This window comes from Nitrososphaerales archaeon (assembly GCA_032906765.1).
Lineage (GTDB): Archaea > Thermoproteota > Nitrososphaeria > Nitrososphaerales > Gagatemarchaeaceae > DASPPF01.
This window is the reverse complement of sequence record JAJTZB010000006.1, coordinates 73,520-94,610: the sequence shown is the minus strand read 5'-3', so window position 1 is coordinate 94,610 and position 21,091 is coordinate 73,520. Positions and strand designations below refer to the sequence as shown.

Genomic DNA, 21,091 nt, shown 5'->3' with positions numbered 1-21,091 from the left:
TATCCATTTATGTATAAAGCCTCGCCAAGACCTTACCTGAATGAAGTTCACATCTACTCATCAAATACTCTAAATCTAGTATTCTGGAAAGCGCGGACGAACGATTAATTCAATTCAGAGCCCCTCTCGTCCCACGCTCGATTTTATCTAGTACGCGCACCAGACAGACGCGTGAGCAAGGTTGGGTAGGAGAAGAAAGAAAGTCCTTCGAGTAGTGCATCGAACGCTGCCCAAGGTCTTCGCGTGTCCACGTTGCGGCATGATTACGATTCGCATCACGTCACATCAAGACGAAACATCACAAGACCAAGTCTACCTCGTGGCTTGCGGCAACCTCGCGTGCGCTGTCAGAAGGGAGCTCCGCTATCAAACGAAGCGGGCCGACATAGACGTCTACAACACGTTCGTCGACGACTTCGCCCGTGCTGGGGCCTGACTTGAGCCCCAAGCCCAAGGTCGAGGCCTTCCTCAAGAAGCAGATTAAGAGACACGGCACCATATGTGCCGCATTGATTGACCCAGAGGACTTCAGCCCAGCCAAAGCCGCTGATACGGCACAAGCCGCGGCCAAGGCCGGGGTTTCTATCATCCTCGTGGGAGGGTCTACAGTCTCTGATCAAGTGCGCCTGAATCAGGTCGTCAGGGCCATCAAAAGACGTGTGACTTTGCCTGTGATGCTGTTTCCAAACAACGTCACAGGAGTTTCCCGCTACGCCGATGCTATCCTCTTCAGCAGCCTCCTGAACTCGACTAACCCGTACTTCATCGTGGGGGCGCAGGCGCTCGGCGCCATGGAGGTCTTCAAGAGCGGGCTCGAGAGCATCCCGATGGGGTACCTCGTCTTCGGGGGCTCCAGCGCTACCAGTTTCATCGGCCAAGTCAACCCCCTTCCTCTGCCCAAGCCAGCTCTCGCTGTGATTTACGCCCTAGCTGCAAGATACCTCGGGATGAGGACCCTGTACCTCGAGGCAGGCAGCGGCGCCAGCGACACCATCCCGACGCAGACAATCGAGCTGGTCAGGAGGTTCTACGACGGGATTTTAATCGTAGGCGGGGGAATCACTTCTGCGGACAGAGCGGAAAGAATTGCGAAGGCCGGCACAGACATCTTGGTAATCGGCAACCTTCTGCAGACTAATGGGTATGAAAAGGCTCTACGTCAGATTGTGGCTGCCATCGAACGAAGACAACGACATTAAGACCACATTTCAGTTCTCATGCAGAAAGACCTAGCGGAGGCGTATTGAACCCTATGTATGACGACGTGCCACGGGTCGGCTTAACGTCTGCGGCTCCAATACCATCCCGTTCCAAAGCGGAAACTACCACCTGATTCCACACGTTTCTCGAACCATCACGCCGAAATCTAGAGAAGAACTGCCCATTTCGGATAGATTTTTCGCGCTCTAGCGAACAACTCTTGGAGCGTCATTTCCAAGTAATTCCCTCTTACCGTGTTGACGAAAGCAAACTTGTATTGGTTCCCCAGACTTTGTGCCACCAAGAGCTCCGCGGTGGTTAGATCGAAAAAGTAACCGGCGAAGTCCACAGGAACGTTTTTCCTGTTTGTCGACTTGATTTCGTACACCTTGATCGACTCTAGATTGCTATTGATGATATCTTCGCTCAAGAAATCCACTTCCGTCTTACAGTTTACAAGGTCGAAGGCTTTACCGTAAAGGACCTGGTTCCTACGTGCGAAGACTGTAGACAGCTTGGTTTTCTCGGAAGCGCTCAGTTCCTTGAACCCAATGTTGGCACAGCATAGAATCCTAATGGCTTCCTTGGCTGTCTGCTTCTCGCTCACATGGGACGGGTGCAAGAGCAGTCTATTAATCTCCGATAACATTCCCGGCCTGGTTGAGTTCGTGACACCAGGAACAGACCGTCGATTGAGGCCGAGTCGGGAACTCACACCAGCCACCGAGACCCCTGGCAAGAGGCAAGGACTGGGATGCAAGCCAACGATACGGGCTATCCCGACCGATTAATTTAACTAGATGATGGTATGCCCGTCATACCATATGACGAAGCAAGCACGCTACAGAAAGACAGTGGTAATAGAGAAAGAACCAAACGGGGCCATCCAGGACATCAGAGGAGAGCTCCTCAAGGAAGAAATCGAATGGGACTACTCGAAAGCCGTGAACATCCTACTAATGGCAGGCGTAATCAAGCTATCAGAGCTTACGAGCAGGGACAGGGAAATGTTGATTGGTCTTATGGAGCACGACGAGCTGCCGATAGACACTGCGGAACTTGAAATCGCCGGCAAGATTGCGGCTCAGTATATAGAATACGTACAGGCGCTCATAGACGGTTTCTTGAAACCCGCCAAAAAGTGAATTTCAAACAAACAATCGTGGTAGTCTACTCCTTCAGAATCGGACTCGTACTCTGTCTGTAATTCACGATAGCGGCTTCGGTTCCTTGTTCCCTCAACCTGCTTAGTGCCATGAGACAGGCTTGCTTTGACATATCAATTCCAAGCCACCTGCGTCCGAGTCTTTGTGCGGCAAGTAGAGTGGTTCCTGAGCCGCAGAGAGGATCGACCACCAAGTCACCCGGGTCGGTCGAGGCGTAAATTATTCGCTCGAGCAAGTGTTGCGGCTTCTGCGTCGGGAAGCCACTACTCTCTTTCCCTCGAACCAATTGGATATCGTCCCAGACGTCTTGAATCGGCTTCCCCAACATCTCGTCAAGGTAGCGCTTCAGCAAGGGAACGGCCCCGGGCTTATTCTGAACAATCCTTCCGTTCTTCAGCAAGTCCAGCATTCTATCAGCGGAGTACCTCCAGTAACGAGTCACTCCGAGAAACTCGTACTTCGCGTTTCCCTTGTTGGGGCCCCCAGGGGCGGTGAGGTCTCCTAGGGCGTACTTCCTATCGGTGTCCTTCTCGACATACCTGTAAGTCCTTCGTACATAGTCCTCACTGTAAGGGACGAACGGCCTATTCCATTTGTAAGACGGACACTTCGTGTAGAATAGGATGACGTCGTGAATCCTGCCGTAGAAACGGGCACCCTGATAGCTATCATTATGTGAGCCGAGGCGCTTCCAGATTATCTCGTTCCTGAAATTCTTCTGCCCAAAGATTTCGTCTAACATCACTTTGACATAATGGGACACTCTCGAATCTACGTGAATGTACAGCGAGCCTGTGGAACTGAGAACGCGATGAACTTGGGTTAGCAGCGGCCCTACCCACTCACGGTATTGCTTTATCCCCCCATCCCACCTATCATCGAACGCCATTCTCACCCGGTGTCTCGACTCGAACAGGAAGCTCCGCTGGGAAAGAAAAGGCGGATCGAGATAGAATAGGTCAGCGGTGGCATCCTGAATCGATCCAAGGACGTTGATAGCATCGCCCAATACTACTACGTCTGAGAACGCGCGTACCAAGACTGCTACCCAGGCTCAAGTAAGCGAAACCCGAGTCTAAGGAGGAGGACAAAAGAAGTTCTGATGCTTCACTCTATAACTTTTGATACAAATCAGGGTTTGTCTTCCCAGGACGAAGTTCACCTCAGCCAAACAGTCTTAAATCGACTCGGGTTACACGAATGCGAGTCCAAGAGCAGATTGCCCGAGAAACAAAGCCAGGAGGGGGCGGCCGTCTTCGAGAAAGGCGTCCAACCGTTCAAGGTTCGTGCGAGAATCATGCTGATACTCGGGGAACAACTGATTAGAGATGAAGTATCCGCAGTCTTCGAACTCGTCAAGAATTCCTACGATGCTGACGCGACGAAGGTTTCAGTTACACTTGATACAGTGGAGTCACAATCACGCGGAAAGATTATCGTCACAGACGACGGCATAGGAATGACTCGAAAGAAACTCCTGGAGTCATGGCTAGAGATAGGTACCATCTCCAAGTCGTCGTCAGCCACCCGCAAAAGCCCAGGAGGAAGGGTGTACCTTGGCGAGAAGGGAATCGGCAGGTTCGCGGTCCACAAACTCGGAAAGCGAACGGATCTGACCACTCGCGCCGCCGGTTCGAGCGTCGAGGTCGACCTAGTTGTAGACTGGAATCAGTTTGAACAGGGCGGGTCAGAATTCCTAGACAAGATTCCCGTGACGTGGAACGAGCACGAACCAAGACTCTTTGTCGGAGGTAGTTCACCGCGGACAGGAACTAAAATTGCGATATCGAGCCTTCAGACAACCTGGACGCAGGAAATGGTCAACACGCTGGGTCGCAACTTATCAGGTGTTGCTTCTCCACTTGCAGGACTGAAGAACTTCGCTGTGGACCTCGAAGTCGTAGGTTCTCTCACCCGGCCGTCTAAGGCCGAGACAATCGACTCCGTACTCTCTTCGGCGCCATACAAGTTTGACGCGATTGTTGACAAGAACGGCAATCTGTCTGGAAAATACTCCTTCTTTAGACCAGACCTGCCAGAACTCAAACGATCCAAGGAGCCTAAAGAGAACCTCCTTGATCCGACCAAGTACCCCAGAAGACCATTAGTAGGAGGACGAAGAGAACCCACCTGTGGTCCATTCAATTTCAAACTGTTCGCATGGGACCTTCGGCCCGCCGACAAGAAAGCGGTCTTCGGAGACATCAAGATTTACAACAACATCGTCAGGCCAAACTGCGGGATTAGAGTGTTCCGTGATGGGTTCAGGATACTGCCCTACGGAAATCCAGATGATGACTGGCTCAGTTTGGATGCCCGGAGGGTGGGTAAGACATTCGAAAGTCAGATTTCACGAAACCAGGTCTTTGGGACAATTGAAATCACATCCAAAGATAACTCAGGGCTGAGGGACAAGTCTGACCGAGGTGGTCTCATTGATAACGAACCCTTCAAGGATTTCGTTCACCTCGTGCTCAAAGCAATCGGCGTATTCGAAAGCCAGAGGTCGTACGATCACAATCTGGTTGAGAAGGCATACGGTAGAACCAGGGCTGACAGACTCGCAAGGATTCAGAAGGGTCTCATTGACATCGAAGAGAAGCTGAAGAGTGCAAAGGGAGAACTAAACGTCGAAACGACTGATACCGTCCTCCAGCTAATTGCAGACATTAGAACGGAGGTCACGGAGGTCGTTGAACAGATCGAAGAGCCATTACTCGTGGCGGCGGCAGTCGGGCTCTCCTACATGGTCCCAAGTCACGAAGCACTCAGAGACCTCCAAAGAATCAAGAGCACTCTCCAGAGAGTGGTCCCCAACATGCCTGATGGCAAGGCCAAGAGCGAGCTTCAAATCGCTTGGCGGTTGGCCGCAAGGACAGACGAACTTGTAACAAACTTGGCCAAAGTCTTCAAGAGGGGAAGATTCAAAGAAGTCCGCCTTGATTTGGTGGCAAGGCAAGCCCTCGACCTAATCAAAGGAAGAATGGAAGACGCAGGCATCAAGTGTACTCTCCTGCTCAAGCAACTAACCGTCAAGGGATCCGAAAGGCTTCTGACGACCTTCATCATGAACCTATTGGATAATTCGTTATATTGGTTGGGACCGGTCGAAACAGGAAAACGCGAAATCAACCTCATCGTCGGGAGTACTCGAGATGGGCATACTGCTCTGGTTGTAAGCGACAGCGGACCCGGCCTCCAAGACGACATCGAGTTCCTCGCTCAGCCATTCATCACGAACAAACCTGATGGGATGGGACTTGGGCTTTACATAGCGAGCGAAATTGCTCTCGCTCATGGCGGGAGACTTAGAGACTTTTCACGGAGTGACATGTCAGGTCTGTTGAAAGGCGCCAGCGTCGGAATGACGTTCCCGAAGACAATCCAAGGAGACGCTCCAAAGTAACTTGAACTGGCCCTACCCTGGCAAAGTGTTGATTGTGGATAACAAGTTCGACGAGTCGATAGAGCTTGCAGTGGAACAGTTACTACAGAATGGAGTGCCAATTGGATACTGGAATGGCAAAGACCCCAAGAAGAAATTGGTCAATAATAGAATCGTGCTTCTTGATCTCATACTCCGAGACGAAGACGCACTAAGGCCCGCACCTGAAAGGTTCAGGAGAGCCATCAACGCGCTCTATCGGCTTCGCGCAGCCTCGATTGTCATCATCCTGAGCAATACCGCTGACGAACCAAACGAGTTCAAGACCGCGTACACTAATGAGAAGGGAGAGTATCCTGGAGTAATCTCTCCGGTCAAGATAGAGAAGGGCAATCTGGACGACCCGAAGGAGCTCACGTCGCAAATTGAAAGTGCCATACGTGACCATCCCGAGGTGCGACTTGCGCTCCTACTAGAATCCGTAGTCGATTCAGCCAAAGACGGCGCCTTCCAAGCTACGCTGGGTAGAAACGTCGAAGTCGTGGCGGCTTTGATCAAGATACTAGAGAAACAAAACGACCGAGAAGGACTCAGAAGGGAGCTGGTCGATACTGTTATTCGGATTCTTTCGAGACACGCTCATTCCGGAGAAGCATACAAGGCCTTGAAGGAAGTTTTGGAACCCATCCTGGCCAGGGCCCCACCCGACCTTACCAACGCCGGGGGTTCGCTGCTCTCATTTCTGATGTACTACAAGCCCGAGGGAGACAGAGTTTGGACCGGGGACATCTTCCAGACGCGGAAAGACGACGGCAGAGACATTGGAATAGTGCTCACTCCCGCCTGTGATCTTGCTTGGGACAAGCCGGAATTTGTCACTTTGGCGTTGGGTTTCAGACTCACTGAGGACGTGTACAGGAAACGCAACAGCGTCCTCTTCCAAAGAGACTCAAGTCTCAGGAATCTGACCATAAAGGAACGGGAAGCGCCGAGCGACGAAAGGAGGACCCAAGTCCAGCGAAGCATCGACGATCGTATCGAACACTACAAGGTGACAGGAAAGAACCTGCCGGAGGGAACCTTCATACTGCGACACGTCGATTGCGGAGGAGAACTGTTAGACGTGTGTATAGATCTCAAAGACCTCGAAAGAGTTTCCTTGAAAAAATTGACGAAGGAAAGTAAGCCATGGCATAGGATTACAAGACTTGATAGCCCATTCGTGGAAGCGCTATTACAACGGTTCGGGGAACGGACGTCGCGCATCGGAATCCCGGATTTCAATCTCTCTCTACCGAGCCTTGCTGAGCGGGCAAATGGGCCCTGACAGCGAGTTATCCTAACACAAACACAGATAATCGAATTGGCCAGGAGGTTCTACGACGGTACCTTAATCATGAGTGGAGGGATAGCCTCTGCGGACAAAGTGGAAAGGATTGCAGACGCTGGCGCGGTTCATGTTATACGAATGATTTATCGCGCCTCCGCCGGGGAATCATCATCTAGTTACACTGAATGCGGCTAGTTTTGATTAATTGACGCTGATATGGGCGCCGCAGAATACCAGGCGAAGATGACCTCTCTGGAATCCGTCCTCGGAACGCTCGTGACTGTGTTCGCGGTCCTTGCTGTCGTCGGCTTCTACCTCGCCAGACTGTACTATCAGCGCTGGCAGACCAGACAATCAAAGGCATTCCAGATTGGCGGAAATCAAGCCAAGGGTGACGTGTCCCAGGTCCTGGGTACCTTCGCCGTTCTCGACGAGTACGAACAGATCATCCTTCTTTCGTCCACCTCCAAGCAAGGCTCCTTCGACCTGCTAGGGGTCAAAGACGAAGTATCCCGCAGCCTTTCCGATGACGCGCAAGTAGTCGGAAACTCATGCGAACACCTCATCAATCTCAGCCCCCTCATACCAATAGGGAACTAGGACGCCGACGCTGTCCTCGAATATCGATATTTGAATCGACCGCCCGTCTCTCGGAGTGTTGAGCTCGATGGAATCAGTCCTCATCCTTTCCTGTTGGTCGATGGTCATGTTAGCCAACTTCACCGGGTCAAGTTTGAACGGCTCCAATTTCGAATCAAACCTCATCAACGCAGCCGCAATCTTCCACTTATCTTCGGGGTCCGGTGCTCTGTCTAGCTCTGGGAACTCATAGCCCGCTTCAAGGACCCGACGCGCTTCTTCGACGCTGGGGCTGTCTGAAATCGGCTTGTAACAATGTATGTCGTATGTCACCCATCAACGCCAGGCTTCAACTATATTCAGTCCGACCGAATACCACTTTAGGATATTTAACGACAATCCAGCCATAAGCAGTAGACCTTGTGTATTAACCGCAGCCTTTTGTCTTAAGAGCGCGACACCTGGAACCACCTCCAATTGACTCCGGTCTACAGATTCCCATTTCCCCTGAGGGAGGGCGTCGTCTTTTCGCGGCCGAACCGATTCATCATGATGGTCGACGCCGAGGGCGAGACCCTCCGGTGCCACTGCCCCACGACCGGAAGGCTGGGCGACCTGAGCCTGGCCGGGCTCCCCTGCCTCTACTCCTCCTCGCAGAGCGCCGGCAGAAAGATGGCCCACACGGTCGAGGCGATAGCCACCACAGCCGAAGCCGGGTCCTGGGTCGGCATCAACCAGACCGCTGCCAACAGGTACTTCGAGTTCTTCCTGAGGAACGGGGCGCTCTCGCGCATGGCGAGGGGGGAGGTGCGGAGGGAGGTTAGGCTGGGCAGATCAAGGATAGACTTCCTCGTGGGCCGAACCTACATCGAGGTGAAGACGCCCCTGATAGTCCTCCCGGCGGGCGAGAGCCTCCAGAGGGTCAGGACGAGCAGATTCGACTCCTTCGACAGGCTCATCAGGCACATGGGGGAGCTGAGAAGGGCCCTGGCGAGGGGCAACAAGGCGGTCATAGCGCAGTGCTACCTGTACGACGCGAAGCCGTTCGTGCCTCCAGCGTCGAACAGAACCAATCGGAGAATCCTCGCGGCAGCGCGAAGGGCGGAGAGGGCGGGGGTGGAAAGGTGGCAGGTCAACCTGGGGCTGGACAAGAACGGGGTGTCACTGATACGCTACTTCAGGAGCAGGCCGTACGCATGACTTACATGCAATGGCTACGTTTCAGGCCTAGACGAGGTTCCCGACGGAGATGCAACGAACCCGTTAGACGTTCAACCCATAGAACCTCCCCAAAATGGCCATTGTGCAAGTATTGCGCTGGCTCAGCACGGAACACGGAAACATTCGCGAAATGAGACGCGACAGCCGACCGACGCCTGCGTCAAGTAATAAATATCGAGGGCCGTCATCGCCATTCCATTGCGCCGTGCGCTGGGAGTCATCGCACTGGTTCTGACGCTGACCGCGGCTCAACTTCCGTTGAACCTCGCCCTGCCGGCTCAAGCAAGCTCGATTCCAGTCACAGGCCCTCCAGCTCCAGGGCTCGGGGCCTTCGATACGTTCATGACCAACCTGATGGCACAATGGGGCGTCCCCGGGGGCGCGCTCGCCGTGGTCAAGGATGACAGGCTTGTCCTCGCCCACGGTTATGGCATGGCAGACGTCGAGGCCAACCAGCTGGTGCAGCCAGATTCGCCCTTCAGAATCGCGAGCGTATCCAAGCCCATCACCGCCGCGGCTATCTACCTCTTGGTCCAGCAGGGGAAACTGAGCCTCAGCGACAAGGCCTTCTCTATTCTGAACGACCTTCAGCCGCCGGCTGGCTCCACGGAAGACCCACGCATCCAGAACATAACCGTCCAAGACCTCCTGTGGCACGCAGGCGGATGGAACAGGGACACGACCTTCGACCCAATGTTCCAGCCCACCACGTGGAACGCGGCCGACGCCACGGGGACCCCGAGGCCGGCGAGCTGTAGTACAGTCATCCGCTACATGCTGGGGGAGCCGCTTCAATTCACACCCGGAACATACTATGACTATTCGAACTTCGGCTACTGCGTCCTCGGCAGGATTATAGAGAAGATTAGCGGCGTGTCGTATGAGCAGTTCGTACAACAGAACGTTCTGGCTCCATTCGGAATCACCGACATGAAGATTGGACACACCCAGCTCAGCCAGCGGGCCCCAAGAGAGGTGAAGTACTACGACCCCGTCGATGGCAACGCTACGTCCGTGTTCCCTGGCGCCGGCAGTGTCCCGTGGCCATACGGCGGCTTCTGCATCGAAGCGATGGACGCCCACGGCGGGTGGATCGCCTCCCCCATCGACCTGATGCGCTTCGTCGTCGGCCTTGACGGTCAAGGTTCGACCACGCTCCTGAACGCGACCACAATGCAGACGATGTTATCCCGCCCAACCATTCCGTACTGGGCGGGTTCGGCTTACTGGGATGCCGGGGCGTGGAACGTCCGTCCGGCTGGCCCCGATGCGAACTGGTGGCACTTGGGCCTGTTGCCAGGCACAAACACCGAGGTTGTCAGGGACAACAAAGGAATTGGGGTGGACTTCGCGGTGTTCTTCAACGGGTCAGTCGCAAACGAAACAAACTTCGAGACCGCAATGGACAGCGGGCTGCAGAATGTAGTTGCGAACGTCGCCAATTGGCCAAACCAGGACCTCTTCGGGCTGTACGGGTCATCCATGACCACTACTTCATCCACAACGACGATGTCTAACACGACGTCCACCGCGAGCAGCGTCACTTCCACATTGGGTTCCTCTATAACTTCGACGACCAGCTCAACTACGACCGTCTCGGCCACGTCCAACACCGCTCAAATCTCCACATCGTCCTTCAGCACTTCGTCCAGCACAACCACATCAAGCCCTACTCAAGGTGGGGGCGAGGGGATTCCCGAATTCCCATTCCAGGTCGCGGCCACGACTCTCTTCACCCTCCTCCTGCTCGCATCCTATCTGCTGGCAAGGCGGTATGCTTTGCTCGGCCAGTTTAGGAGACGATAACCCAATTACTCTCCACGCCTCTGTGAGAACTACGAATCTAGAACTATGGTCGGCGTGCCATCTGTTCATGATGGTTGAAGGCCGAGTCGCGCTTGTGACTAGATTCCATTCCTCAGAGGACCGGGCGGTCACATAATGTTTGGGAACAACACGTTGACTGAGGACTATTCCCGGCGGAGGCGCAATAAGTCCTACGCGCGCAACCGACCTCATCACAAAATGAGCACGAAGAACCTGATTCTTCACCTTCTTAATCAGGACGACTACAGAACCCTGCTTAGGCGCGTTATCACTCCGCGAGTGGAGGCTGGGACTCTTCGGGCTTCGTTCGCAAGCTTGCCATTCCTGTTTTATAACAAAGCGTGGAAGGAGGGAGGGTAATGGACAACGGGTCGTTGGAAAGCGCTTTCTCCAATCTTTCAACCCCTCTCATCGCCGATGCATGCGTGCGTCTGCACGTCCCCCTGCGCGTCGCCCCGTCTGGCATACATCCACTGGTGTCAGACATGCGCGTTGCTGGTCGGGTGTTGCCCGCTCGTCACCGAGGAAGCGTAGACGTTTTCCTTGAAGCAATGAAGAAAGCCTTGCCCGGAGACGTGCTGGTTGTGGACAACGATGGTCGAAGCGACGAGAGTTGCGTGGGCGACCTTACTGTCATAGAAGCCAGGGCGTGGGGCGTAGCGGGGTTGGTGGTGCGCGGCTACCATCGGGACACCGACGAGTTGGTACGGCTGGGTTTTCCGGTGTTCAGCTATGGGTCGTATCCAGCCGGACCTCTTCGCCTCGATCAGAGGGGTCCCCAGGACCTTTCTTCAGCTCAATGGGGCGGCTTCACTGTCGATGGCGATGACGTGGTTTTTGCAGATGTCGACGGCGTACTTTTCGTCCCAGGAGGCAAGGTCGAAGAGGTCTTGGAGGCTGCGAAGTCCATATGGAAGGTCGAGCGGAAGCAGGCAGAGACAATCCAGGCTGGAAGGAAGCTTTCTGAACAATTGGACTTCGATGGGTACCTGGCAAAGCGCAGTTCAGACCCATCCTATACCTTCCGTAGGCATCTACGGGAGCGAGGGGGAGCTGTAGAGGAGTAAGCTTCCCCTGAGAGTGAGTACCCAGATGAAGCTTGAGGTAGGTCAGCAGGCCGTCTACGAGCGGACCTTCACAGCCGAAGACGTCAGATCGTTCGCAGAGCTCTCCGGAGACAAGGGGATTCACCACATGCGGCCTGACAGCAAGGGAAGGACGATGGTGCAGGGGCTGCTGACAGCCACGCTTCCCACAAAGCTCGGCGGGGACTTGAACTACATAGCACGCGAGATGGAATTTCAGTTCGTCAGGCCGGTCTTCGTCGGAGACACGGTGAGGTGCAAGGCCTTGGTCACCAAGGTGGAGCGGGCCGAAGGACGCCTCAACGTAGCTATGGAGGTGGTCTGCCGGAACCAGCACGGAGAGGAGGTGTTGCGCGGCACTACACGTGGTGTCATCCGTCTCCAAGCCGACGCTTCTTCCCCATCACCGTAGCTGCGCGTAATGGTTACGTTACAGGGATGGATGAAATCCTAGGTAGAGGCGCAATGAACCCGACGTCGTTCCTTCAAGCTTCAATCAACTTAATTAACATCAGTTGAGTAGCTTCTTGACGGAATTGCCAGCCTGTCCCAATTGTGGGAGGGAGTATGATCAGGGGGCAGCATTCTGTCCGAATTGTGGCAAGCCTTTTTCGTCTCTCATCATAATGCCCACAACCGGCGTATCGGTCGCTCCACCCGCCACTATCACATTACGAAGGCCAACTGGCGTGACCATTCTCGCCGCACTACAGATTGTGGGTTCACTCATCACCCTAGGGTCCGGATTCGTGTTAGGGCCTTTCGGGTTCATAGTCGACATCTTCGGCTTGCTCACACTGTTCTTTGCGCTAGCCCTGCTATCTGGCAGGAATTGGGCGAGAATCTTGATTCTAATTGGTGCCGTTCTAGACATCCTCAGCATAATCGGAATCATCTGGGGCATCATCATTCTATGGTATTTCACTCGGTCGCACGTAGTGGCATTCTTCAAACAGCCCAAATAGCTTCTTTCAAATTGCGTTCTGATTCCGCTACAAAGTGTCCAGTATCCGTTTCGGAACCATGAACTCGGTGCCGCAATAACCACATTTCCTTACCGAAGCCTTGTCGAGCATCTGAATTGGCGAACCACAGCTGGGGCACTTGAGACTGACTACGCCATCTCTTCCCATCTCGAACGATGTGACGACTTGGTATTGCACCGATTCGCGTTGCATCCCCATCTTGCTCACGAACGAAGCGCCGTCAAAAACGCCTTCAATAGCTCCAGAGGAGATCAGTCCTTCAACCATCCTTTGCCCGTCTGAAGGGGTGCTCGACAGACCATTCTTGGAAAGGATGGAGCACACTTCAGAGAGGGCGACTTTTTCCCTTGTCCTGAGGAGTCGGTATACTTCATCGTTCGTTCGGCCAATCTTGACAAGATTGTCAATCCATGCCTTCACTTCCAAAGACCTTGTTTCATCTTGTACAAGAAACATCAAGAAGTACTCGTCTCCATTTTGAAACTTCACGTGGATGTTAACACGATGCTTCTTGAGCAAGGATCCGGTTTCGCTAGCTTGGGTTTCAACAACTTGCAAAGTCTTGAATGACATCCAAATGTTTCCTCCTGAGACTGCCTTGAAGAAACCAAGATCTTGATCGTAGGAAAGAGTCGATACCGACTTCCCAGCGAAAGCGTTGTTTTTCCAGAGCGTGCATTCACCAGACAGCAGTACTGTGGAACCCAACTACGGGTGGTGGGAATCTGAATGAAATAAGATTTGCTTCAGGTTCCGCTCATTCTACATATCGAGGCCGCATGTGCGGTTTCAAATCAACATGCTGGACACAGACGGCGGGGCTGGGCGACTTCTGGCCTGGAATCATTCAGTCACTGATGACTGGTAGAGGATTCCGGCCGCGCTTTCCAATCCGTTGAATTCCGACGACCTTCGCTTCGAACGCGTCTAGGGGCGGATACGCGAGGCTGGCAAATTGAGAGTCTAGTGTTGGTGGTTTTCATGTTCAGAAGGTTCTGTCAAGTCTTCAGGGGTTCGTCTTCACTGTTAAGCGTGGGTGCCCCTCTGCAGCTCTAACGCGAGCAACATTCACGACATTTTCCACCTTTTATCACTAGCTCAATCGGACAGCATCAATCCGCATCAAGTCAAAACAGCTCAGGCGCATCTCACACGAGCGACTTTCCGGTTCTGGGGTTCTTTTTAGCGGGATCTCGGCTTTACGGCGACAGGCTTCTGGTACTCTTCCACAGCCTTCTCCATGGTCTTCCTTGCCAGAGCCATGTCGAACTTGATGAGCTGCTTCACGACCTCGTTCTCTCGGTCCAGCCTGTACATCGTAGCCCTTCCGATTTGCCTCGTCTGCTTCACTGCCCCTGACTTTTCCAGTTCCTTCCAGTACTTGAAGAATGTCACCCTGCTCATTGCCAGATTTCTTGCAATCTCGTTCTTCGAGTAGTCTGACAGCGGGTTGTCTAGGAAGAAGTCCATGATCCTCAGAGTCGGACTCGGGCCCAGGTACTTCAGCAGTAGCGTCTCATTTGGTTTGTAGCTCATTCGACTCACGACTATTTCTATGTCTGTCTGACTTTGTCCCTGTCTTTCTATCTATCTAACTTGGCAAGTATTTGAATATGAACTTTCGAAGTATCATAAGTGAACTCATGCTTTCGGACGATGAAATCAGGGCCTCGATTCTGTTCAAGCTACACAGGAGGGGAAACTGGGGTGCAAGTCACACCGCGTTCGACAACCTTCAGAAAGGGTTCAAAGACACGGATTTGGGAAAACACGAAGCGAAACGAATTGATAGGATGGCAAGGGAACTAATCAGACAAGGCTGGATCATCCCGAAGCCCACAAGTTACAGCCTGCAGGTGTCGCTGAATCCCCGCGACAGTGAACAAATAACGTCGCTCATGAGAAGATTCTTCCCCGACGTCTAGTTCGAAGAAAAGAACTCGAAAATATCCGTTGCCATGGAAGCGAAGTGGGAGGTGGCCCGTTGACCGACAGAAGGTATGAGGAAGACGAGACCTGCTTTACCATGTACATGCCTCCGGAAATGGTAGCGCTTCTGAAATCCAAAGGCGCACCGGAAGTACAGGGTGCCACGCTTGTCTTCCCGAAGACTCACGACTTCATCAAAGATGAAGGAGCGGATCGGTTGAGGCGCCTTGTAAAGCGCGGTAACCATTCTCAGGCTTGCACGAATCGCTGTGGTTATATACGCTCTTGTATATACATCTCTGTATGACTGGAACGGTCGTGGTGAGGGTGGATGAGAAGCTGAAGAGGAAATTGAAGAGGTTCAACGTGAACTTCAGCGAGGTCGTGAGGTCGGCGCTCAAACAGGAGGTCGAGAGGCAGGAGAAGGCCGCGCTCGTCTCCGCGTTGGCCAAGGCCCGCGGATCTCTGTCCAAGGTCTCTGACGAGAGGATAATCCGGGCTGTAAGAGAAACCAGGGACACCCGATGAAGGCCCTCGTGGACGCCAGCACCTTGCTCCTGCTCCTCAAGCACATGGACGGAAGGAAGCTGGCCGACATCGCCAGCGACCTGAGCACCCTTGACGTGGCGGTCTACGAAGCCAGCAACGGCATATGGAAGCAGGTCCGCCTCCTGAATCTGCTCACCAGGGACGACGCGCGGAAAGCTCACAGCGCGCTGCTGCGCCTGGCCTCCCGGATTTCGCTGGTGCGATGGGACGAGGTCGACCACGCCGAAGCGATGGACGTCGCAATCACCAGGGGCGTCGCGTACTACGACGCGTGTTACCTTGTGGCTGCGAAGTCCCTCGGGTTGCCGCTGGCGACAGACGACAGGAAGCTGACCTCGGCGGCTTCGGAACAGAAGGTCCTCGGCTGGAAGGAACTGGCTGAAACCACCTAGACTGTCATGACGCGCATGCTCGCAAGGAACCGCCAAGCACCCTCCCTAGACCGCAAATCGCTTAAATCGCTAGTTACCGTTTCTGTCGCGAAGTCATAGGATATGAAAATCGGTTCCATCGCCATTGACTGCGACGACTTCGACCGAATGATGAACTTCTGGCAAGAAGCCCTTCACTACGTCCCAAAGTATCCTCCCAAGGATGGATGGGTCATCCTGAAAGATCCTGATGGGCGAGATCCCAACCTCTCAATCAACCGGTCTTCCGAAGGACACTTGGAGCAGTATCGACTTCACCTGGACCTTTACACCGAAGACCAAGAAGGCGAGGTGAAGCGGCTAATCCGCCTGGGTGCGACCCTCCGGAGACCCTCTCAACAGGGCGAGGACTTCGTCGTACTTGCGGACCCGGATGGCAACCCGTTCTGCGTGGTCAGCACGTCCAAGCGATAAGCAAGGACGACTATCCTGAAGTATTACTGGAGAATCCACTTGAAGCTGTGCTTAGGGCTCATTGCTGATAATCCATCGCACCGATGCCACAAAATACCATTCATCGGGATTCATGCAGAACCAACCTCCATTGTAACAGAATCTGGCTTACTGAATGCGTACCGTCGGAGGCGGCCCCACGGGCCCTGGACTCTTGATACCCAGTTTTTTCCGAATGGCTTCCATCACTGCTTCGTATGCAATCAGTTCGTAGTACCCACCAACCAAAAGTATCGCGCCAGCCAGGACCAGGATTGCAGCCCACGTGTTGAAAGAGGACGACGTAAGGAGCTTGGCTGCTCCCAGAACTATCAACCCCATTCCTGCTGAGACGTCGAAGTTGTACTTGGCTTCTGTTAAATCAATCTCGTTCAAGTCGGGCTCGTCATGCTTTGTTTTAATCCTGACCCAAAAGTAATCGTAATCTGCCTTCCACGCAGCAGGCTTCTGACCATCTTTGGAATTATTCTTGATACTCTTGCCAGTCTTGCCAGACCTCCACGACCTCCATACCTGCCAATAGACGATCCGGTGAATCTGGGTGACCGTTAGACCCACGGCCGGACCGGCCACGAGAAAAACTACGGTCCACAGCAGATTGAGAGAATTGGCAGTTGCGCCGAAGAGGACGTCAGGCTGATAGAGGAAGAAGTAGACTATCAGAATCAGGTAACCCGGGAGAAGCGTACCGTAGAAGTCTGATTTGTTGAAGAAGGAGGGAATGCTCGCGCTCATCAGCGTCGGTTCTCTCTGTGGTAATCCATGGTTATTGTACCCGAGATTAAGGAGATGCCTGATTTAAGCTTGAGCCAGTCAACGAGGGTCGGAGTGAGCCTTGGTCAGGGCTTTGGCTGGTCAATTTGGGAGCCGATATCGAGAGAAGATCTGACATATCAGATAACATTCCACATAGGGTTCACTGCGCCTCCGCCAAGGGATTCACTCCAATTGTAGATCAAGAGAAAACGTAGGTCTTGGGCTTCCTAGCGTCGGCGGGAAGATTAGCTTATCTATTGTCCTAACCACGAACTACTAGACATTAACTCTTGGACTTGTATACCCATTTCGCCTTCGGACTAGCTGTCGGATTCGTGTTTTTCGGAAGGCCAGAGTTTGTGCTCCTTATTGGATTGGGTACCCTCCTGCCCGACTTGGACAGAGAGTACTGGTTCATTCCTCGAAGAGCCTACAGAGATGAGCAGCTCCATCGGGCTGCTTTGCATAACGTGTTCGTAATGGTCTTGACTTACTTCGTAAGCCCATTCCTTTCGCTTGGCGTATTTCTGCACGTCTTGCAAGACTCATTCACAACTGCGAAGGATCGCGGTGTAGAATGGTTCTTTCCCTTGACGAGGAAGATAAAGCGCGGGTTATACAATGCAGATGGGCAACCTCAGCCCCTTAACCCGAAGGAGCATGTTTACTTCTTTCAAGAAGATCCTATAGGATTGGTGGATTACGCTGATCTCGACCTGCGCGAAGAGGGACCTGTTCCTTGGCGCAGGGTGTATGGACCTGCCCAGAACAGCAATATCTTGGATCGTAGTTTTCTCTTTGGTTCAATTGTGATACTGCTAATCTGGTTCGCGAACACTGTCATTACGTCCCGCTTCTCTCCGATTCAGAGCTTTTTTCAAACGAATTGGGGTATTTGGGCAATTGGGTTCGGGTGGATAGTTTTACTGTATGGCGCGGGACAACTGGATCGAAGAGACAAGCCACTCAGAATTACGAAACTCATCATTGTCAAGTACCCTCTCTTCGCATTCGGGCTTATTGCCTTGGGAGCGTGGCTCTGGCTTTATCGTAATCCGATAATCTCAAACCTCCAGAGCATATTCTCCGAGCCCGTGCCTGTCTTGTTGGGCGCAGTTCTCACTTCCCTAGCGTCTCTCCTCGTAGTTGAATGGAAGAAAAGTGGAGGCAGAGACGCGGTCTTTTGACTAGACTCGTTCCCAAAGTCAGAGAATTGTTACTCTCGAATTGAAGTGCTTTCGTCTGCATAGGGTTCATTATGCCTCCTTCTGGACGACGCTGCCACCTAACCGGACTTGTTTGCGAATCACTTGACCGCCGACATCAGCGCGTCGAGGAACGGTATGACGGCGGACGCCAGCGCCGTGGAGGAGAAGATGTTGTAGTGCGTGACCCCGGGCAGGATGGAGAGGCGCGCATCAGACATCCCCGACCCATCCCAGCCGCCGTCCTTCTTTCCGCCGCCGAGCAGCTCGAAGAACTCGACGGCATGGGCGGTGCGGACGCTGTCGGCGTCCCCGACCACTATCATGGTGGGTGCCTTGATTTTGGCCACTTCCTCCGACCAGTCGTAGTCCCTTCGCAGCATCTCGCCGAGCTTGGTCATCAACACAGGCCAGTCTTCGAGCCTCGGCGCAGTCCTCTCGTAGACCTGATACATCGGGGTCTCCTTCAGCGCCTCCGCGGACTCGGGACCGCTCTGCCCCATCACAGTCAGGACCTCGGGGTACCATCCATCGCGCCTGCAGGGGGTCGAGACGAGCACCAGCTTCCTCACGAGCTCCTGATATTGGATGGCGGTCCGCAGCGCGACGCCTCCGCCGAGCGAGTAGCCCATGACGTCGGCCTTCCCAAGCCGCAAGTGCCTGATCAGGACGGCGACGTCGTCTGCCATCAGCTCGTATCTCAGCGGCCTGTCTATGTCCGCCGTGTGCCCGTGGGCCTGCAGTTCGACGGCGATGGTCTGCCGTCCTTTGGAGAGCAGCTGGAGGACTTCGCCGAACATCTCAATGGCTCCCGCTCCTCCGTGTAGCAGTACGAGCGGGCGTCCGGTGCCATGGATTTCGTAATACATCTCAAGGCCGTTCACCAGGGCGTAGCCTTTCATGGGAGTCACCGTGCGTCGTCAGGAAACTTGCAGCCCAATCTGGATATACAGCTTTCCAAGGAGCACTCCGAAGCCATCCCCTAACGGGACCCGAGAGCGTCGTCTTGGTTGGGATCCTACTTCTCTATGTGATCTCGTATCGCACGCAGCAGCTTCGGGTTCTTCCGGAGAAAATCGACCAACCCCTCTATCTTGCTGATGGTCACGGGTTGGATGTGATGCTCTATCCCCTCCGTGTCTTGGTAGGCTACGTCATCCTCCACGCCGAGCATCAGAAGTAATTCTGATACTATGCTGTGTCTCGCGATTACAGATTTCGCGGTCTTCACGCCCTTGTCGGTCAACCTGATGCCCCTGTAGGGCTCGTGCACAAGGTAGTCTTTCGCAGCAAGTCTCTGCAGCATACTCGATACGGTGGGGGGTTTGACTCGAAGATTCTCTGCGATGGCGACCGTACTCGCATAACCCTTCTCGTGGATCAGATGATAGATCACCTCAAGATAATCCTCTAGCCTCGACATCTCTTCTTGCTGCTCTATCTGGGTGGCTTTTGCCAATTCAGCCCCGACGGCGAAGAAGCAGGCCACCGCCCATTAAAAAGCGTTCTCAAATGATTAGACGCGCATAAACAAAGGTGGAGCCCCTAATCATGTTAGAATCATCTAAATTTAAGTATGGGTAACTTTCGCTAATGGAATGAGCCATGCGCGCGCCCTGGAATAGAACTCTGAAACCTCCAGAGCAGGTCGAGAGAGAGAAACAAGAGCGGACGCGCAATCGGATTTCTCTGCACAGTCTATTCCTCTATCTCGGCCCCGCTCTCATCGTTAGCATGGCCTACATGGACCCGGGGAACTATGGGACAGACATCCAGAGCGGCGCGTCGTTCGCCTACGACCTCCTGTGGACGGTCTGGCTCGCCAACATCATGGCCATGATATTGCAGTATCTATCAGGGAAGTTGGGGATTGCGACCGGGAAGGACCTCTCCGAACTCGTTCGCTCATCCCTGAAGTCCAGGAAGCTCATCGTCCCATACTGGCTGGCTGCGGAGGCGGCTGCGGCTGCGACGGACTTGGCCGAGTACTTGGGTACCGTCATCGCACTCCACCTGCTCTTCGGCGTCCCTCTCCTGTACGCGTCCGCATTCGGCGCGGCCGACGTGATTATCCTCCTGGCGCTAACGTCAGAACGTTTTCGAATCGTGGAGTATTTCTTCATGCTCTTCGTTTCCATAATAGCTATAGGTTTTCTCTACCAAGTACTCCTCATAGGGCCGAGCCTGACCGAGATAGCGTACCACTCGGTGGCCGTCTCCATCACCAACCAGACCATCCTGCTGGTGGTCGGGATAGTCGGTGCAACCGTGATGCCACACGCGCTCTTCGTCCACTCTACGCTAACAAAGAACAAGCTGACCACCGGAAGCATCGAGGAAAAGAGGAGGCTGAGGAGGCTGCACCTCAGGGAGGTCATCCTCACACTCACCATTGCGAGCCTCGTCAACGTCGCGATCCTCGTCTCGGCTGCAGCCGCTTTTCATGTCAATTACAGCGGCGTATCCACAATCGACGATGCCTACCGGATAATGGTGCCCCTGTACGGCTACCTTGCAGGTGTCGTATTTGCGATAACGCTGCTCGCTTCAGGCCTTGCCTCTTCGACTACGGGCACGCTTGCAGGCATGGCGATCATGGATGGGCTGCTGGGCACGCACGTTAACAAGAACCTCCGAAGGATCGTGACTAGGTTAGTGAACGTCTTTCCTACTACGATGGCCATCTTGATCGGACTCGATCCTTTGTCATTACTGGTCTACAGCCAGGTAATCCTCAGCCTGATGATACCACTGCCGATGATTCCTCTGATAATCTACACGAGCAGGAGAAGTATGATGGGCGAATTCGTAAACGGCAAGATTATGTTGATTCTGGGCGTGCTCTCCGTTGTTACCATTATCTCTTTGAACATCTATCTGCTCTACACTACGCTTTAGGATGCCAAGCCCAAAGGAGCTCAAATATTCAAGGCCCGAACCAAGTCCCGACGTGTGGTTCGTAACACTGGCCAAATTCCGACGCAAGCCA

General features: G+C 53.7%; 25 protein-coding genes. 17 read left to right on the top strand and 8 right to left on the bottom strand.

What is annotated here, in order from left to right; genetic code table 11:
- Positions 1-181 precede the first annotated feature (181 nt).
- Together LYZ69_07640 and LYZ69_07635 are read left to right on the top strand one after the other, a co-directional pair.
- A complete protein-coding gene (locus tag LYZ69_07640; protein MDV3278323.1) occupies positions 182-436 on the top strand; it encodes a hypothetical protein in 255 nt (84 codons plus the stop codon).
- 1 nt (position 437) lies between these two features.
- On the top strand, positions 438-1,199 hold the full coding sequence (locus tag LYZ69_07635) for a geranylgeranylglyceryl/heptaprenylglyceryl phosphate synthase (GenBank protein ID MDV3278322.1): 762 nt from the start codon (positions 438-440) through the stop codon (positions 1,197-1,199).
- A gap of 167 nt (positions 1,200-1,366) precedes the next feature.
- On the opposite strand, the gene LYZ69_07630 is transcribed toward LYZ69_07635, so the two are convergent.
- Positions 1,367-1,807, bottom strand: a complete 441-nt coding sequence (locus LYZ69_07630) for a hypothetical protein (protein ID MDV3278321.1) — start codon at positions 1,805-1,807, stop codon at positions 1,367-1,369.
- 217 nt (positions 1,808-2,024) lie between these two features.
- On the opposite strand from LYZ69_07630, the gene LYZ69_07625 reads away from it, so the two are divergent.
- Positions 2,025-2,345 carry a hypothetical protein gene (locus LYZ69_07625; protein MDV3278320.1) on the top strand — a complete coding sequence of 107 codons (321 nt, stop codon included), beginning with the start codon at positions 2,025-2,027 and terminating at the stop codon, positions 2,343-2,345.
- 25 nt (positions 2,346-2,370) lie between these two features.
- Here LYZ69_07625 and LYZ69_07620 read toward each other — a convergent pair whose 3' ends face one another.
- The gene (locus tag LYZ69_07620) at positions 2,371-3,375 is read right to left on the bottom strand and encodes a site-specific DNA-methyltransferase (GenBank protein ID MDV3278319.1); all 1,005 of its coding nucleotides are present in this window, start codon (positions 3,373-3,375) and stop codon (positions 2,371-2,373) included.
- A 210-nt stretch (positions 3,376-3,585) separates the two neighbouring features.
- Here LYZ69_07620 and LYZ69_07615 point away from each other — a divergent pair, with 210 nt between their 5' ends.
- From LYZ69_07615 to LYZ69_07605, 3 genes are all read left to right on the top strand, one after another.
- A complete protein-coding gene (locus LYZ69_07615) occupies positions 3,586-5,772 on the top strand; it encodes an ATP-binding protein (GenBank protein ID MDV3278318.1) in 2,187 nt (728 codons plus the stop codon).
- Between the two features lies 1 nt (position 5,773).
- Positions 5,774-7,078 (top strand): hypothetical protein, encoded by a 1,305-nt coding sequence (locus tag LYZ69_07610; GenBank protein MDV3278317.1) that lies wholly within the window; start codon positions 5,774-5,776, stop codon positions 7,076-7,078.
- Between the two features lie 246 nt (positions 7,079-7,324).
- The gene (locus LYZ69_07605; GenBank protein MDV3278316.1) at positions 7,325-7,681 is read left to right on the top strand and encodes a hypothetical protein; all 357 of its coding nucleotides are present in this window, start codon (positions 7,325-7,327) and stop codon (positions 7,679-7,681) included.
- On the opposite strand, the gene LYZ69_07600 is transcribed toward LYZ69_07605, so the two are convergent.
- On the bottom strand, positions 7,631-7,993 hold the full coding sequence (locus LYZ69_07600) for a hypothetical protein (GenBank protein MDV3278315.1): 363 nt from the start codon (positions 7,991-7,993) through the stop codon (positions 7,631-7,633). The two genes, LYZ69_07605 and LYZ69_07600, sit on opposite strands and share 51 nt — an antisense overlap.
- Before the next feature lie 144 nt (positions 7,994-8,137).
- Here LYZ69_07600 and LYZ69_07595 point away from each other — a divergent pair, with 144 nt between their 5' ends.
- The 5 genes from LYZ69_07595 (at position 8,138) to LYZ69_07575 (ending at position 12,758) form a co-directional block, all read left to right on the top strand.
- Entirely contained in the window at positions 8,138-8,860 is a 723-nt protein-coding gene (locus LYZ69_07595) for a DNA/RNA nuclease SfsA (protein ID MDV3278314.1), read from the top strand.
- 219 nt (positions 8,861-9,079) lie between these two features.
- Positions 9,080-10,687, top strand: coding sequence for a beta-lactamase family protein (locus tag LYZ69_07590; GenBank protein MDV3278313.1), 1,608 nt, complete (start codon positions 9,080-9,082; stop codon positions 10,685-10,687).
- A gap of 380 nt (positions 10,688-11,067) precedes the next feature.
- Positions 11,068-11,775, top strand: coding sequence for a hypothetical protein (locus tag LYZ69_07585; protein MDV3278312.1), 708 nt, complete (start codon positions 11,068-11,070; stop codon positions 11,773-11,775).
- A gap of 25 nt (positions 11,776-11,800) precedes the next feature.
- Entirely contained in the window at positions 11,801-12,205 is a 405-nt protein-coding gene (locus LYZ69_07580) for a MaoC family dehydratase (GenBank protein MDV3278311.1), read from the top strand.
- Positions 12,206-12,482: 277 nt separating this feature from the next.
- On the top strand, positions 12,483-12,758 hold the full coding sequence (locus LYZ69_07575; GenBank protein MDV3278310.1) for a hypothetical protein: 276 nt from the start codon (positions 12,483-12,485) through the stop codon (positions 12,756-12,758).
- A 27-nt stretch (positions 12,759-12,785) separates the two neighbouring features.
- On the opposite strand, the gene LYZ69_07570 is transcribed toward LYZ69_07575, so the two are convergent.
- Both LYZ69_07570 and LYZ69_07565 read right to left on the bottom strand, forming a co-directional pair.
- A complete protein-coding gene (locus LYZ69_07570; GenBank protein MDV3278309.1) occupies positions 12,786-13,487 on the bottom strand; it encodes a zinc ribbon domain-containing protein in 702 nt (233 codons plus the stop codon).
- Between the two features lie 474 nt (positions 13,488-13,961).
- Positions 13,962-14,315, bottom strand: coding sequence for a hypothetical protein (locus LYZ69_07565; GenBank protein ID MDV3278308.1), 354 nt, complete (start codon positions 14,313-14,315; stop codon positions 13,962-13,964).
- Between the two features lie 107 nt (positions 14,316-14,422).
- Between LYZ69_07565 and LYZ69_07560 the strand changes: the two genes are divergently transcribed.
- The 4 genes from LYZ69_07560 (at position 14,423) to LYZ69_07545 (ending at position 16,102) form a co-directional block, all read left to right on the top strand.
- Entirely contained in the window at positions 14,423-14,704 is a 282-nt protein-coding gene (locus LYZ69_07560) for a hypothetical protein (GenBank protein MDV3278307.1), read from the top strand.
- A gap of 307 nt (positions 14,705-15,011) precedes the next feature.
- On the top strand, positions 15,012-15,236 hold the full coding sequence (locus LYZ69_07555) for a type II toxin-antitoxin system CcdA family antitoxin (protein MDV3278306.1): 225 nt from the start codon (positions 15,012-15,014) through the stop codon (positions 15,234-15,236).
- Positions 15,233-15,649: a type II toxin-antitoxin system VapC family toxin gene (locus LYZ69_07550; protein ID MDV3278305.1), complete on the top strand. Its 417-nt coding sequence runs from the start codon at positions 15,233-15,235 to the stop codon at positions 15,647-15,649. Before LYZ69_07555 ends, LYZ69_07550 begins: the two co-directional genes overlap by 4 nt.
- A gap of 102 nt (positions 15,650-15,751) precedes the next feature.
- Positions 15,752-16,102, top strand: a complete 351-nt coding sequence (locus tag LYZ69_07545) for a hypothetical protein (protein MDV3278304.1) — start codon at positions 15,752-15,754, stop codon at positions 16,100-16,102.
- Positions 16,103-16,249: 147 nt separating this feature from the next.
- Here the strand turns inward: LYZ69_07545 and LYZ69_07540 are convergent, their stop codons facing one another.
- Entirely contained in the window at positions 16,250-16,876 is a 627-nt protein-coding gene (locus LYZ69_07540; GenBank protein MDV3278303.1) for a hypothetical protein, read from the bottom strand.
- A gap of 356 nt (positions 16,877-17,232) precedes the next feature.
- Between LYZ69_07540 and LYZ69_07535 the strand changes: the two genes are divergently transcribed.
- A complete protein-coding gene (locus tag LYZ69_07535) occupies positions 17,233-18,084 on the top strand; it encodes a metal-dependent hydrolase (GenBank protein MDV3278302.1) in 852 nt (283 codons plus the stop codon).
- A 119-nt stretch (positions 18,085-18,203) separates the two neighbouring features.
- Here LYZ69_07535 and LYZ69_07530 read toward each other — a convergent pair whose 3' ends face one another.
- Positions 18,204-19,004 carry an alpha/beta hydrolase gene (locus tag LYZ69_07530; GenBank protein MDV3278301.1) on the bottom strand — a complete coding sequence of 267 codons (801 nt, stop codon included), beginning with the start codon at positions 19,002-19,004 and terminating at the stop codon, positions 18,204-18,206.
- Positions 19,005-19,120: 116 nt separating this feature from the next.
- The gene (gene mntR / locus LYZ69_07525) at positions 19,121-19,561 is read right to left on the bottom strand and encodes a transcriptional regulator MntR (protein MDV3278300.1); all 441 of its coding nucleotides are present in this window, start codon (positions 19,559-19,561) and stop codon (positions 19,121-19,123) included.
- A gap of 146 nt (positions 19,562-19,707) precedes the next feature.
- Between mntR and LYZ69_07520 the strand changes: the two genes are divergently transcribed.
- Positions 19,708-21,000, top strand: a complete 1,293-nt coding sequence (locus LYZ69_07520; protein MDV3278299.1) for an Nramp family divalent metal transporter — start codon at positions 19,708-19,710, stop codon at positions 20,998-21,000.
- The last annotated feature ends 91 nt before the right edge of the window (positions 21,001-21,091 follow it).

Bases quoted from the DNA above. Each gene is read 5' to 3' on its own strand.
- LYZ69_07555 (MDV3278306.1), top strand. From the start codon at position 15,012: ATGACTGGAACGGTCGTGGTGAGGGTGGATGAGAAGCTGAAGAGGAAA.
- LYZ69_07530 (MDV3278301.1), bottom strand. From the start codon at position 19,004: ATGAAAGGCTACGCCCTGGTGAACGGCCTTGAGATGTATTACGAAATC.
- LYZ69_07580 (MDV3278311.1), top strand. From the start codon at position 11,801: ATGAAGCTTGAGGTAGGTCAGCAGGCCGTCTACGAGCGGACCTTCACA.
- LYZ69_07560 (MDV3278307.1), top strand. From the start codon at position 14,423: ATGCTTTCGGACGATGAAATCAGGGCCTCGATTCTGTTCAAGCTACAC.
- LYZ69_07520 (MDV3278299.1), top strand. From the start codon at position 19,708: ATGCGCGCGCCCTGGAATAGAACTCTGAAACCTCCAGAGCAGGTCGAG.
- LYZ69_07545 (MDV3278304.1), top strand. From the start codon at position 15,752: ATGAAAATCGGTTCCATCGCCATTGACTGCGACGACTTCGACCGAATG.
- LYZ69_07625 (MDV3278320.1), top strand. From the start codon at position 2,025: ATGACGAAGCAAGCACGCTACAGAAAGACAGTGGTAATAGAGAAAGAA.
- LYZ69_07565 (MDV3278308.1), bottom strand. From the start codon at position 14,315: ATGAGCTACAAACCAAATGAGACGCTACTGCTGAAGTACCTGGGCCCG.
- LYZ69_07585 (MDV3278312.1), top strand. From the start codon at position 11,068: ATGGACAACGGGTCGTTGGAAAGCGCTTTCTCCAATCTTTCAACCCCT.
- LYZ69_07550 (MDV3278305.1), top strand. From the start codon at position 15,233: ATGAAGGCCCTCGTGGACGCCAGCACCTTGCTCCTGCTCCTCAAGCAC.
- LYZ69_07605 (MDV3278316.1), top strand. From the start codon at position 7,325: ATGACCTCTCTGGAATCCGTCCTCGGAACGCTCGTGACTGTGTTCGCG.
- LYZ69_07540 (MDV3278303.1), bottom strand. From the start codon at position 16,876: ATGAGCGCGAGCATTCCCTCCTTCTTCAACAAATCAGACTTCTACGGT.